General features: G+C 54.0%; 14 protein-coding genes. 6 read left to right on the forward strand and 8 right to left on the reverse strand.

Features of this window, described 5'->3' with window-relative positions:
- Nucleotides 1-71 precede the first annotated feature (71 nt).
- Together ftsH and rlmE are read right to left on the reverse strand one after the other, a co-directional pair.
- Nucleotides 72-2003 carry an ATP-dependent zinc metalloprotease FtsH gene (gene ftsH, locus H5P17_RS01370; protein ID WP_041414147.1) on the reverse strand — a complete coding sequence of 644 codons (1932 nt, stop codon included), beginning with the start codon at nt 2001-2003 and terminating at the stop codon, nt 72-74.
- Nucleotides 2004-2059: 56 nt separating this feature from the next.
- A complete protein-coding gene (rlmE, locus tag H5P17_RS01375; RefSeq protein WP_012004940.1) occupies nt 2060-2689 on the reverse strand; it encodes a 23S rRNA (uridine(2552)-2'-O)-methyltransferase RlmE in 630 nt (209 codons plus the stop codon).
- Nucleotides 2690-2833: 144 nt separating this feature from the next.
- Between rlmE and yhbY the strand changes: the two genes are divergently transcribed.
- Nucleotides 2834-3127, forward strand: coding sequence for a ribosome assembly RNA-binding protein YhbY (gene yhbY, locus H5P17_RS01380; RefSeq protein WP_004933536.1), 294 nt, complete (start codon nt 2834-2836; stop codon nt 3125-3127).
- 114 nt (nt 3128-3241) lie between these two features.
- On the opposite strand, the gene greA is transcribed toward yhbY, so the two are convergent.
- Complete coding sequence (gene greA / locus H5P17_RS01385; RefSeq protein WP_044553963.1) at nt 3242-3718, reverse strand: transcription elongation factor GreA; 477 nt, start codon at nt 3716-3718, stop codon at nt 3242-3244.
- A gap of 256 nt (nt 3719-3974) precedes the next feature.
- On the opposite strand from greA, the gene dacB reads away from it, so the two are divergent.
- The 3 genes from dacB to pmrB are packed head-to-tail and all read left to right on the forward strand — an operon-like array spanning nt 3975 to nt 7140.
- Nucleotides 3975-5408, forward strand: a complete 1434-nt coding sequence (dacB, locus tag H5P17_RS01390) for a serine-type D-Ala-D-Ala carboxypeptidase (RefSeq protein WP_182820913.1) — start codon at nt 3975-3977, stop codon at nt 5406-5408.
- 8 nt (nt 5409-5416) lie between these two features.
- Complete coding sequence (gene pmrA, locus H5P17_RS01395) at nt 5417-6079, forward strand: two-component system response regulator PmrA (protein ID WP_020824945.1); 663 nt, start codon at nt 5417-5419, stop codon at nt 6077-6079.
- Entirely contained in the window at nt 6076-7140 is a 1065-nt protein-coding gene (gene pmrB, locus H5P17_RS01400) for a two-component system sensor histidine kinase PmrB (RefSeq protein WP_182820915.1), read from the forward strand. Before pmrA ends, pmrB begins: the two co-directional genes overlap by 4 nt.
- A gap of 53 nt (nt 7141-7193) precedes the next feature.
- On the opposite strand, the gene cgtA is transcribed toward pmrB, so the two are convergent.
- From cgtA to rplU, 4 genes are all read right to left on the reverse strand, one after another.
- Entirely contained in the window at nt 7194-8366 is a 1173-nt protein-coding gene (cgtA, locus tag H5P17_RS01405; RefSeq protein ID WP_182820917.1) for an Obg family GTPase CgtA, read from the reverse strand.
- Nucleotides 8367-8382: 16 nt separating this feature from the next.
- Nucleotides 8383-9354: a DMT family transporter gene (locus tag H5P17_RS01410; RefSeq protein WP_182820919.1), complete on the reverse strand. Its 972-nt coding sequence runs from the start codon at nt 9352-9354 to the stop codon at nt 8383-8385.
- Nucleotides 9355-9460: 106 nt separating this feature from the next.
- Nucleotides 9461-9718 carry a 50S ribosomal protein L27 gene (rpmA, locus tag H5P17_RS01415; protein ID WP_004933559.1) on the reverse strand — a complete coding sequence of 86 codons (258 nt, stop codon included), beginning with the start codon at nt 9716-9718 and terminating at the stop codon, nt 9461-9463.
- Between the two features lie 17 nt (nt 9719-9735).
- Nucleotides 9736-10047: a 50S ribosomal protein L21 gene (gene rplU, locus H5P17_RS01420; protein WP_004933561.1), complete on the reverse strand. Its 312-nt coding sequence runs from the start codon at nt 10045-10047 to the stop codon at nt 9736-9738.
- Nucleotides 10048-10316: 269 nt separating this feature from the next.
- Between rplU and ispB the strand changes: the two genes are divergently transcribed.
- Nucleotides 10317-11288 (forward strand): octaprenyl diphosphate synthase, encoded by a 972-nt coding sequence (gene ispB, locus H5P17_RS01425; protein WP_044553960.1) that lies wholly within the window; start codon nt 10317-10319, stop codon nt 11286-11288.
- A gap of 49 nt (nt 11289-11337) precedes the next feature.
- On the opposite strand, the gene H5P17_RS01430 is transcribed toward ispB, so the two are convergent.
- Complete coding sequence (locus H5P17_RS01430) at nt 11338-11688, reverse strand: DNA-binding protein (protein WP_182820921.1); 351 nt, start codon at nt 11686-11688, stop codon at nt 11338-11340.
- 182 nt (nt 11689-11870) lie between these two features.
- On the opposite strand from H5P17_RS01430, the gene H5P17_RS01435 reads away from it, so the two are divergent.
- Complete coding sequence (locus tag H5P17_RS01435) at nt 11871-12131, forward strand: helix-turn-helix transcriptional regulator (RefSeq protein WP_020824939.1); 261 nt, start codon at nt 11871-11873, stop codon at nt 12129-12131.
- Nucleotides 12132-12165 lie beyond the last annotated feature (34 nt).

Consider the following 12165-nt stretch of genomic DNA (forward strand, 5'->3'; position numbering starts at 1 on the left):
CCTGGTTCACTGCCCGCCGGGCAATAAAAAACCCCGGCATGCCGGGGTTCGATGTTATTACACAGCCAAAGTTACTTGTCTAGCTGTTCAGACATGGTATTGCCTGGGTTTGGTGTGCGCGGTTCATCAACCGGCGTCGGGGCTTTTGGTGTGCCACCGTTGTCGGAATTGCTGCCCTTGCCCACATCGTCCCAACCCGCTGGCGGACGCACGTCTTTACGGTTCATCAGATCGTCAATCTGCGGCGCGTCGATGGTTTCGTACTTCATCAGGGCGTCCTTCATTGAATGCAGGATGTCCATGTTTTCCATCAACAACGAACGCGCTCGCACATAGTTGCGTTCAATCAGGGATTTGACTTCCTGGTCGATGATGCGCGCGGTTTCGTCCGACATGTGTTTCGCCTTGGCCACGGAACGGCCCAGGAACACTTCGCCCTCTTCTTCCGCATACAGCAATGGCCCCAGCTTCTCGGAGAAGCCCCATTGGGTCACCATGTTGCGGGCAATCGAGGTTGCCACTTTAATGTCGTTCGAGGCACCGGTAGAGACTTTTTCCGGTCCGTAAATGATCTCTTCAGCCAGACGACCGCCGTACAGAGTAGAGATTTGGCTTTCCAGCTTCTGACGGCTGGCGCTGATCGCATCCCCTTCCGGCAGGAAGAAGGTCACGCCCAACGCACGGCCACGAGGGATAATCGTGACCTTGTGCACCGGATCGTGCTCAGGAACCAGGCGACCAATAATGGCGTGGCCAGCTTCATGATACGCGGTCGACTCTTTCTGCGCTTCGGTCATCACCATGGAGCGACGTTCTGCACCCATCATGATCTTGTCTTTGGCTTTTTCAAACTCAACCATCGACACGACACGTTTGTTGCCGCGAGCGGCAAACAGCGCAGCTTCGTTGACCAGGTTGGCCAGGTCAGCACCGGAGAAGCCCGGCGTACCACGAGCCAGCACAGAAGCATCAACATCTGGTGCCAGCGGCACGCGGCGTGAATGCACTTTCAGGATCTGCTCACGGCCACGCACGTCCGGCAAGCCCACCACAACCTGGCGGTCGAAACGGCCTGGACGCAGCAACGCCGGGTCAAGCACGTCTGGACGGTTAGTCGCAGCGATAACGATGATGCCTTCGTTGCCTTCAAAGCCGTCCATCTCAACCAGCATCTGGTTCAGCGTCTGCTCACGTTCGTCATGACCGCCGCCCAGGCCGGCACCACGCTGGCGACCGACGGCGTCGATTTCATCGATAAAGATGATGCACGGTGCCGCTTTCTTCGCCTGCTCAAACATGTCACGCACACGAGAAGCACCGACACCCACAAACATTTCCACGAAGTCAGAACCGGAAATGGTGAAGAACGGCACTTTCGCCTCACCGGCAATAGCTTTCGCCAGCAAGGTTTTACCTGTCCCCGGCGGGCCAACCATCAGCACGCCTTTCGGGATCTTGCCGCCCAGCTTCTGGAAACGGCTCGGCTCGCGCAGGTATTCCACCAGTTCGCTTACTTCGTCTTTTGCTTCGTCACAACCGGCAACGTCAGCAAAAGTGGTTTTGATCTGGTCTTCCGTCAGCATGCGGGCCTTGCTCTTGCCGAAGGACATCGCGCCCTTGCCGCCGCCGCCTTGCATTTGACGCATGAAGAAGATCCAGACCCCGATCAGCAACAGCATCGGGAACCATGAAATAAAGATAGAAGCCAGCAAACTCGGCTCTTCAGGCGGTTCACCAACCACTTTCACATTCTTGGTCAACAACGTATCCAGCAACTTAGGATCGTTGACAGGGATGTAGGTCGTGTATTTGTTACTGTCTTTCTTGGTAACGTTAATTTCACGTCCATTGATTCGCGCTTCGCGAACCTGATCTTGGGTCAGTTCGGACATGAAGGTAGAGTAATCCACCCTACGGCCATTCGACTCGCTGGGCCCAAAGCTCTGGAATACAGACATCAACACTACCGCGATGACTAACCAGAGAATTAGGTTTTTCGCCATGTCACTCAAGGGATTAACCTCATATTACAACTGTGTTAACAAACAGCGTTAGGGTACTACAGCTTGCGCCCTGTCGCTACAATGTACACTTCGCGCGAACGTGCGCGGGAAGCGTCTGGCTTACGAATCTTAACCTTCGTAAACAGGGAGCGAATTTCCCGTAGGTACTCGTCAAAGCCATCTCCCTGGAACACCTTCACCAGGAAACTTCCGCCTGGTGCGAGGACATCACGACACATTCCCAGTGCTAATTCCACCAGATACATCGATCTTGGAATATCGACGGCCGGAGTGCCACTCATATTCGGGGCCATGTCAGACATGACCACCTGAACCTTACTTTCACCTACTCGTTCCAACAGAGCCTTGAGCACCAGTTCATCACGAAAATCGCCCTGAAGGAAATCGACGCCAACGATAGGATCCATTGGCAAAATATCACAGGCGATGATGCGACCGGAACCGCCGATCTGGGTCACGACGTACTGTGACCAACCGCCCGGCGCCGCACCTAAATCTACTACGGTCATGCCAGGTTTAAACAGTTTGTCACTCTGCTGTATTTCATCAAGTTTAAACCAGGCGCGCGAACGTAGCCCTTTTTTCTGCGCCTGTTGCACATATTTATCGCTAAAGTGTTCTTGTAACCAGCGACTGGAGCTAGCAGAACGCTTTTTATTAGCCATCTCGTTTTCCAACTATCATAAAAAGAGTCTTAATGTCAGGTTCGCAGCTCTTGTAGACTCACACCGGTGAAGACCGATTTGGTGATATACATGAGATGGCGGTAGAATGCACCGTTTTCAATCCCAACTTAAGCAAAAAAGACAATGAATCTGAATAATAAACAAAAACAGCACCTGAAAGGCCTGGCGCATCCGTTAAAACCGGTTGTCATGCTGGGTAATAACGGTCTCACCGAAGGGGTGCTGGCTGAAATTGAACAGGCTCTGGAGCATCATGAGCTGATCAAGGTAAAAATCGCTGCTGAAGATCGCGAAACCAAAACCCTGATCGCCGACGCTATCGTGCGTGAAACGGGTGCCTGCAATGTGCAAGTCATCGGCAGTACGCTTATTCTTTACCGCCCGTCTAAAGAGCGCAAGATCAGTCTACCGCGTTAATAAGCATTGGGTTAACGAAAAGGTGCCATGCACCTGATTCAGATAAAAGGCCGCACGCGGCCTTTTTCCTTTCTTTACAAAACCCTGGCGAATTTCTGAACGATTGGAAGGTAATCAGAGATATTCAACCTTCAAGATCTCATAATCGACATCGCCACCCGGGGTTTTTATCACGACCACATCATCTTGTTCTTTGCCAATCAGGCCACGAGCCATAGGCGAATTCACCGAAATCAGATTTTTCTTGAAATCGGCCTCATCGTCACCAACGATGCGGTAGGTGACTTCTTCTTCGCTATCCAGGTTCAACACCGATACGGTGGAGCCAAAAATCACGCGGCCATTGTTTGGCATCTTGGTGATATCGATCACCTGCGCGTTCGACAGCTTGGCTTCAATTTCCTGGATACGCCCTTCACAGAATCCCTGCTGCTCGCGAGCCGCATGGTACTCTGCGTTTTCTTTCAAATCGCCGTGTTCACGGGCGTCAGCGATGTCCGCAATGATTTTCGGACGGCGCACGCCTTTCAAATATTCGAGTTCTTCGCGCAGTTTTTCAGCGCCAAACAAGGTCATCGGAATCTGTTTCATAGTATAAATACCTCTAAATCTTTCCTGTTCAAATAGCCGTCATCCTGACGTGTTCGTATGAAAAAACGGTGGGTACATGCCCCCCGCCTCCAGGCGATAAACAAAAGAAGCCTGACTCGGAACCCTTGCCCAAGTCAGGATCGATTTTGCATTTTGATACGCATTTTAGCCTAGAGTTCCTTGAGGGTCATCGTTTACTTTTTCCCTGAATGCACCGTAGTATGACGGCACGTTATCCAGCTGTTATCCCGAGATTATGCGTTTTTCACGAATTGTCAGTGCATTGGCTTGCGCATTTGTTCTGAATGCGAATGCGGCCCCGGTTGAAGATTACACACAATATTTGCCTGATGGGGCCAACCTTGCCCTGGTAGTTCAGAAGATCGGCGCTAGCGCACCGACCATCGATTATCACTCTCAGCAAATGGCGTTGCCGGCCAGTACCCAAAAAGTACTGACCGCTTTAGCTGCCTTGTTGCAGCTCGGCCCAGACTATCGCTTCACCACCACGCTGGAGAGCCAGGGCGATATCAGCGACGGCGTGCTGCGCGGCAACCTGATTGCGCGCTTTGGCGGCGATCCGACCTTTAAACGCCAGAGCCTGCGCAACATGGTGGCGATCCTGAAAAAACAGGGCGTGCGCCAGATTACCGGCGATGTGCTGGTCGATACCTCGGTATTCGCCAGCCACGACAAAGCCCCCGGCTGGCCGTGGAACGACCTGACGCAGTGTTTCAGCGCACCGCCGGCGGCGGCGATAGTCGACCGCAACTGTTTCTCGGTGTCGCTGTACAGCGCCCCCAACCCGGGCGATATGGCCTTTATTCGCGTGGCCTCCTATTATCCGGTCAATATGTTTAGTCAGGTTCGCACGCTGGCAAAAGGCTCTGCGGATGCCCAATACTGCGAGCTGGATGTGGTGCCGGGCGAACTGAACCGGTTTACTCTGACCGGTTGCCTGACCCAACGCAGCGATCCACTGCCACTGGCCTTCGCCATTCAGGATGGTGCCAGCTACGCCGGGGCGATCCTGAAAGACGAGCTGACCCAGGCCGGCATTCAGATCGACGGGCACCTGAAGCGCCAAACGCAGCCGGGCCTGAAGGGAACGGTGATCGCCCAGACTCAATCAGCGCCGTTGCACGACTTGCTGAAGATTATGCTGAAGAAATCGGACAACATGATTGCCGACACCGTATTCCGCACCATCGGCCATGAACGCTTTGGCGTTCCAGGGACCTGGCGTGCCGGCGCTGACGCCGTGCGTCAGGTGCTGCGTCAGAAGGCCGGCGTGGATCTGGGCAACAGCATTGTGGTGGATGGTTCAGGTCTGTCACGCCACAACCTGCTGGCTCCGGCGACCATGATGCAGGCGCTGCAATACATCGCGCAGCATGACAGCGAGCTGAACTTTATTTCTATGCTGCCGCTGTCAGGCTACGATGGCACTCTGCGCTATCGCGGCGGGCTGCATGAAGCCGGTGTTGACGGTAAAGTTTCCGCCAAAACCGGTGCACTGCAGGGTGTGTATAACCTGGCCGGGTTTATCACCACCGCCAGCGGCCAACGCTTTGCCTTCGTACAGTATCTGTCAGGTTATGCCGTACCGCCGGAAGATCAAAAGCAGCGTCGAGCACCATTGGTGCGTTTCGAAAGCCGCCTGTACCGGGATATTTATCAGAATAACTGAGGGTTATGATGAAACTGCTGATTGTGGAAGACGATGAGCTGCTGCAACAAGGTTTGGCACTGGCATTAGCCGGGGAAGGCTATGCCTGTGACTGCGCCGCCACGGCGGCGGAGGCAAATGCTCTGCTCATCACCAGCCAATACAGCATGATTATCCTCGATCTGGGCTTGCCCGACATGGATGGCGCCAGCCTGCTGCGGCAGTGGCGCCGTCAGCAGGTCGACCTGCCGGTGCTGATTTTGACCGCCCGCGACGCACTGGAAGACCGGGTCGACGGGCTGGACGCCGGTGCTGACGATTACCTGGTCAAGCCCTTCGCGTTAGTTGAACTACAGGCACGCGTGCGGGCCCTGATCCGCCGTTACCAGGGCCACAGTGACAATCTTATTCAACTGGACGACCTCCAGCTCAATCTCTCCAGCCAGCAGGTTTATGTTCAACAGCAACCGGTGGAGGTTACGCCGAAAGAATTCGCCATCCTCTCCCGCCTGATGATGCGCGCCGGTCAAACGGTTAATCGCGAGCTACTGCAGCAGGATCTTTATACCTGGCAAGACGATTTGGGTTCCAACACGCTGGAAGTGCATATCCACAATCTGCGCCGCAAATTGGGTAAGGATCGCATCCGTACCGTTCGCGGCATCGGCTATCGTCTGGAATCCTCATCATGATCAGCATGCGCCGTCGTCTGTTGTTGATGCTGGCGCTGATCCTGTTGGTCACCCAGTTAATCAGCGCCTTTTGGCTTTGGCATGAAAGCCAGGAGCAAATCAGTTTCCTGGTGGATGAAACCCTGTCGGCCAAAGTGCGCACCGAGCGTGTCGATACGGAAATCGCCGAGGCGATAGCCTCACTGCTCGCCCCTTCGCTGATCATGATGATCGTCACCCTGCTGGCCTCGTTCTGGGCCATTAGCTGGATCATCCGACCGCTTAACCAACTGCAGCAACGGCTGGAGAAGCGTTCCGCCGATAACCTGACGCCTTTGCCGCTCAGCAGTGACAGTCGCGAAATGATGGCGGTCACTACCGCACTTAATCAACTGTTCTCACGGTTGGATAACACCATCCGGCAGGAACGGCTGTTCACCGCCGATGCCGCACATGAGCTACGTACGCCACTGGCGGGGATCCGCCTGCATCTGGAGCTGATGGAACAACAGGGTGTCCCGCAAAGCCGACCGTTGATTGCCCGTATCGATCAACTGATGCACACCGTCGAACAATTGCTGATGCTTGCGCGGGCCGGGCAAGATTTTGCCAGCGGCCACTATCAACGTTTCGATTGGGTGAGCGACGTGATCCTGCCGCTGCAAGAAGAACTTGACGAGTTGACCCGCCAGCGTGGGCAGAAACTGCAATGGCAGCTCCCGGTGGCAGCCCCGACGCATGGCGACCCGGTCCTGCTTCGCCTGCTGCTGCGTAATCTGGTAGAAAATGCCCATCGTTACAGCCCGGAAGGCAGCAGCATTCAGGTGCAGCTTACGCCGCAGAACGCAGGTTACCAGCTGCAAGTGATCGACGAAGGTCCGGGAATCAAAGAACAAATGGAAGGTGAACTCACTCAGGCATTCCGTCGTATGGATCAGCGCTATGGCGGCAGTGGATTGGGATTGAACATCGTCACCCGCATAGTGCAACTGCATCAAGGCCGTTTGTCGCTGGAAAACCGTCGCGACACCCACGGGTTGAATGCACAATGCTGGTTACCTGAGAATGTCCTGAACAAGTAATGCCGATAAAAAAAGGGCCCAGTTCATTGAACTGAGCCCCTTTGTTCGTAAGATTATTTCTGGTAAATGATTTCGACGCCTTCGTCGTCATCTTCGTCCCAGTCGTCATCCCAATCGTCGTCCGCTTCGGCTTCCACTTCCGCGATCTGTTCACGGTGGTAATCATCCCACATGAACTCGACTTTCTCCGGTGCGCTTTCTTCGATAGCCATGGCTTTCGGTTGGGTGTTGATGAACTTCATCACGTCCCAGCACAGCGCATTGACGCCTTCGCGATTCACGGCGGAGATCATGTAGTACTTACCTTCCCAGCCCATGCCTTCTGCAATCGCCTTGGCGCGCTCGGCGGCTTCTTCCTCACCTATCAGGTCAACCTTGTTGAAAACCAGCCAGCGTGGCTTCTGAGCCAGATTTTCGCTGTATTGGTTCAACTCGTTGATGATGACTTTGGCGTTTTCTACCGGATCGGATTCATCGATCGGGGCGATATCCACCAGGTGCAGCAGTACGCGACAACGTTCCAGATGCTTCAGGAAGCGGATCCCCAAGCCGGCACCGTCGGAAGCCCCTTCGATCAGGCCAGGAATGTCGGCAATAACGAAGCTTTGTTCGTGATCCATACGTACCACGCCCAGGCTTGGGACAAGGGTAGTAAACGGATAGTCGGCCACTTTCGGCTTGGCGGCGGATACCGCACGGATGAAGGTGGATTTGCCGGCGTTTGGCAGACCCAGCATGCCGACATCGGCCAGCAGCAACAGCTCCAGCAAGATATCTCGTGCTTCGCCGGCGGTGCCCAAGGTTTTCTGACGTGGTGCGCGGTTAACCGAGGATTTAAAACGGGTGTTGCCCAAACCGTGCCAACCGCCCTTCGCCACCATCAGACGTTGTTCATGGCGGGTCATGTCACCGAGGATCTCACCGGTGCCCTGATCCTGCACGCGGGTACCGACCGGTACCTTGATGGTGATATCTTTGCCACGCTTGCCGGTACAGTCACGGCTTTGGCCGTTCTGGCCACGTTCAGCACGGAAAGATTTCTCAAAGCGGTAGTCGATCAGCGTGTTGAGGTTTTCGTCCGCCAACAGATAGACGTCGCCGCCATCGCCGCCGTCACCGCCATCAGGGCCGCCGTTCGGGATATACTTTTCGCGGCGGAAGCTGACGCAACCATTACCACCGTCACCTGCAACGACCAAAATCGCTGCTTCATCTACAAACTTCATTTACCGTCTCCGTAAATCATTCACCGGGCTGCTTCAAAGGAGCAACCAGGCGGGTTTCTGCCCGTCGCGGCCACCAACGGTGACCAATTGCGGAAAACATGGCGCCCGCTACCACCACGAAAGCGCCGACATAACCGACAACATTCAATGTCGGGGCGGCGAATACGTGTGGCCAGGCCAGCGCCAACAAATCTGAAAATAGCAGGGTAAACAGCGGGGTCAGCGTGATTAACGCGCTCACCTGCGCCGCCTGCCAGCGCGCCATTGCTTCCGCCAGCGCACCATAGCCAATCAGCGTGTTGGCGCCACAGAACAGCAAACAGGCCAATTGCCAGCCGCTGAGCTGGAAAATCACCTCAGGCTTGGCCAGAGGGAATAGCACGATCGCACATAAAGTGTACAACATTACCAGAATCTGCGGCGAGGCTAATCGACGCAGCAACACTTTCTGCGCCACGCCATAAGTCACCCAGACCATCGCCGCGCACACGCCTAACAGCACCCCCAGGGTGTAATCCGTCAGGCGGGTGAAAATCTCAATCAGGCTGACATTGAAGAACAACAGCAGCCCGCAAATCAGCATCAGTGCGCCAATCACCTGGGTGATACGCATCCGCTCTTTTAAAACCAGCACGCTGGCAAACATCATGCCGACCGGCGACAACTGGCCGATGACCTGCGATGCCGTCGGGCTAAGGTACTGCAACGAAGAGCTGAAGAAGATAAAATTCCCCAGCAGGCCCGCCGTAGCGATGGCCAAAATCAGCAGCCAGCGCGGCTGACGAAACAGAGTCACCGGCGGCAATCTGCCGCGTATGGCCAAGATAATCCCCAGCCCTAGCGCCGCAATGGTAAATCGATACCAAACGACGGTAAACGGCTCCATCACTACCAGCACTTCTTTCATCGCAATCGGCAATGCACCCCAGCAAACTGCCGTAGTTACCGCCAGGGAAATGCCAATTCCGACCTGCTGTTTCGTTTCCATCTTACCTTTTGCCAGCGCTGACGGGCCGATGCACAAGCAGCCCATAAATGTAAAAAGCCCCGCAACGAGTTGCAGGGCTTACATCTATTTCGTAAGGCTCGAAAAATTATTCAGCTTCGATGCTGATGAATTTACGATTGCTCGGGCCTTTAACTTCGAATTTGACTTTACCGTCTTTCAAAGCAAACAGAGTGTGGTCTTTGCCGCAACCCACGTTGGTACCCGCGTGGAATTTAGTGCCGCGCTGACGAACGATGATGCTGCCTGCCAGTACTGCTTCGCCGCCAAAGCGTTTAACGCCCAGACGTTTAGCTTCTGAATCGCGACCGTTACGAGTCGAGCCGCCAGCCTTTTTGTGTGCCATTAATCTGCTCCCCTAACTTAAGCGCTGATGCCGGTGATTTTAACGTCAGTGAACCACTGACGGTGGCCCTGCTGCTTACGATGGTGCTTACGACGACGAAACTTAACAATCTTAATTTTCTCGCCACGACCGTGAGCAACGACTTCAGCTTTGATCTTACCGCCATCGACGAAAGGAACGCCGATTTTGATATCTTCGCCATTAGCAATCATCAGAATCTGGTCAAACTCAACAGCCTCACCAGTTGCGATGTCCAGCTTTTCCAAGCGAACGGTTTGACCTTCGCTTACTCGGTGTTGTTTACCACCACTTTGGAAAACCGCGTACATATAAAACTCCGCTTTCCGCGTGCCCAACTGTTCAGTACAGAGCGCGCTATAAATATTCACAATAGGGCGCGAATTCTACGCAATAATCCAGCATATGACAAGAGCAGAATAAGACCAGAAGCAGAAAAAAGAAGAAAAAAAGCACAGTTTCTTTCATGGCGTTTATCTGAGGCGTTTTTCAAGTACAATCAGTAGGACAGTTACCGCCATGTACCGATGTGAGCAGCGATCTCAACGCGGTGAAGAGAAACACAGCTGAAAAAAATACAATGAACCTAGAGCAAATTACCGAGTTAACCGCGCAAGATATGGCGGCCGTGAACGCAACAATTCTCGAACAGCTGAATTCCGATGTCACGCTCATCAATCAGCTTGGCTATTACATTATCAGTGGTGGCGGTAAACGCATCCGCCCGATGATCGCCGTTCTGGCGGCGCGGGCATTGCATTATCAGGGCGATAAGCACATTACCGTCGCTGCGCTGATCGAATTCATTCACACCGCAACTCTGCTGCATGATGATGTGGTGGATGAATCCGATATGCGCCGCGGCAAGGCCACGGCCAATGCCGCCTTCGGCAATGCCGCCAGCGTATTGGTTGGCGACTTCATTTATACGCGCGCTTTCCAGATGATGACCAGCCTGGAATCACTCCGCGTGCTGGCCCTGATGTCCGAGGCGGTCAACGTGATTGCCGAAGGCGAAGTGCTGCAGTTAATGAACGTGAACGATCCGAACATTACCGAAGAAAGCTACATGCGGGTGATCTACAGCAAAACCGCACGCCTGTTTGAAGCGGCGGCGCAATCTTCGGCGATCCTTTCGGACGCCAGCGAGGCGGAAGAAAAAGCGCTGCAGGATTACGGCCGTTATCTCGGTACCGCCTTCCAGTTGATCGACGACCTGCTCGATTACAGCGCCGATGGCAGCACCTTGGGTAAAAATACCGGCGACGATCTCAACGAGGGGAAACCGACGCTGCCCTTACTGCATGCCATGCATAATAGTGAAGGCGAGCAGAAGGCCATGATCCGCGGCGCGATTGAACAGGGCAACGGCCGTCATTTGCTGGAGCCGGTTTTACAGGCCATGGAGCAATGCGGCTCGCTGGAATATACCCGCCAACGCGCAGAGGAAGAAGCCGACAAGGCGATTGCTGCACTGCAGGTTCTGCCGGAGTCTTCCCACCGTGCCGCGCTGGAAGGGCTAGCTCATCTGGCGGTTCAGCGCGATTTTTAAGAAATTACAAATACCCTGCAGTTTCCACAGACCCGCAATGCGGGTCTGTTCATTTCTCCGGTAAAATACGCGCCAGCAGGCCGCCAATCCCTTCTCGCATCAGGAAAGCCAACACCTTTTCGCGTTCGCTCTCCGTCAGGTGGTAGTAATACTCAATCCACACCGTCAGCGGATCCTTGCGCTCAACTTCATACAGCGCCGGGTCCTCTTTCAAGATCAGCAAATTGCGCGTCCCTGTCGGCAAACTGTCAATGTGATACTCCAGCGCCTTTCCCTGTACGCCTTTGCGCCGACGGCTGATCCAGCCTTCGCGACGCGCCATCAAGTTTATTCCCTGTGGTGAGGAAGGTAACCCTGCCACGCCTGTCAATTCCTTGGCGGCAAACCACTCTTTTTTCATGGCCATGTTCTCTGGGCAAAAGTAGGCTAAGATCTTTTTTAGGAAATTTATTGGATATTTTTTAAGAAATTTAGTGGTATCCTAGTTTCCGTATAAGCGTTTCATGTTGTTCAAACGATTAATCTTGACCTGTTAGTTATACCACTAACAGAACTTTCGCTAATCAAAAAAGGAATGCAAACATGAACTCAAGGAACAAGGATTGGCATCCGGCGGATATCATTGCGGCTTTACGTAAGAAGGGAACGACACTGGCGGCGGTGTCGCGCAAGGCAGGACTTAGCTCATCAACGCTGGCAAACGCACTGTCGCGTCCCTGGCCAAAGGGAGAATGGCTGATTGCCGAAACGCTCGATATACACCCTGCAGAAATCTGGCCGAGCCGCTATTTCGATCCCCATACCAATAACTTACTGGATCGAAAAGCCCGTATTCGGTCATAGCTGCGGGCATAAAAAAACCGCCGGTTCGCTGTCC

This window comes from Serratia sp. OS31, assembly GCF_014164835.1.
In the GTDB taxonomy this organism is placed as follows: Bacteria; Pseudomonadota; Gammaproteobacteria; order Enterobacterales; family Enterobacteriaceae; genus Serratia; species Serratia liquefaciens_A.

Excerpts from the sequence above, each read along its gene's own strand:
- H5P17_RS01435 (WP_020824939.1), top strand. The coding sequence starts at position 11,871 with ATGAACTCAAGGAACAAGGATTGGCATCCGGCGGATATCATTGCGGCT.
- yhbY (WP_004933536.1), top strand. The coding sequence starts at position 2,834 with ATGAATCTGAATAATAAACAAAAACAGCACCTGAAAGGCCTGGCGCAT.
- pmrA (WP_020824945.1), top strand. The coding sequence starts at position 5,417 with ATGAAACTGCTGATTGTGGAAGACGATGAGCTGCTGCAACAAGGTTTG.
- dacB (WP_182820913.1), top strand. The coding sequence starts at position 3,975 with ATGCGTTTTTCACGAATTGTCAGTGCATTGGCTTGCGCATTTGTTCTG.
- rplU (WP_004933561.1), bottom strand. The coding sequence starts at position 10,047 with ATGTACGCGGTTTTCCAAAGTGGTGGTAAACAACACCGAGTAAGCGAA.
- ftsH (WP_041414147.1), bottom strand. The coding sequence starts at position 2,003 with ATGGCGAAAAACCTAATTCTCTGGTTAGTCATCGCGGTAGTGTTGATG.
- rpmA (WP_004933559.1), bottom strand. The coding sequence starts at position 9,718 with ATGGCACACAAAAAGGCTGGCGGCTCGACTCGTAACGGTCGCGATTCA.
- rlmE (WP_012004940.1), bottom strand. The coding sequence starts at position 2,689 with ATGGCTAATAAAAAGCGTTCTGCTAGCTCCAGTCGCTGGTTACAAGAA.
- H5P17_RS01410 (WP_182820919.1), bottom strand. The coding sequence starts at position 9,354 with ATGGAAACGAAACAGCAGGTCGGAATTGGCATTTCCCTGGCGGTAACT.
- ispB (WP_044553960.1), top strand. The coding sequence starts at position 10,317 with ATGAACCTAGAGCAAATTACCGAGTTAACCGCGCAAGATATGGCGGCC.
- H5P17_RS01430 (WP_182820921.1), bottom strand. The coding sequence starts at position 11,688 with ATGAAAAAAGAGTGGTTTGCCGCCAAGGAATTGACAGGCGTGGCAGGG.
- pmrB (WP_182820915.1), top strand. The coding sequence starts at position 6,076 with ATGATCAGCATGCGCCGTCGTCTGTTGTTGATGCTGGCGCTGATCCTG.
- greA (WP_044553963.1), bottom strand. The coding sequence starts at position 3,718 with ATGAAACAGATTCCGATGACCTTGTTTGGCGCTGAAAAACTGCGCGAA.
- cgtA (WP_182820917.1), bottom strand. The coding sequence starts at position 8,366 with ATGAAGTTTGTAGATGAAGCAGCGATTTTGGTCGTTGCAGGTGACGGT.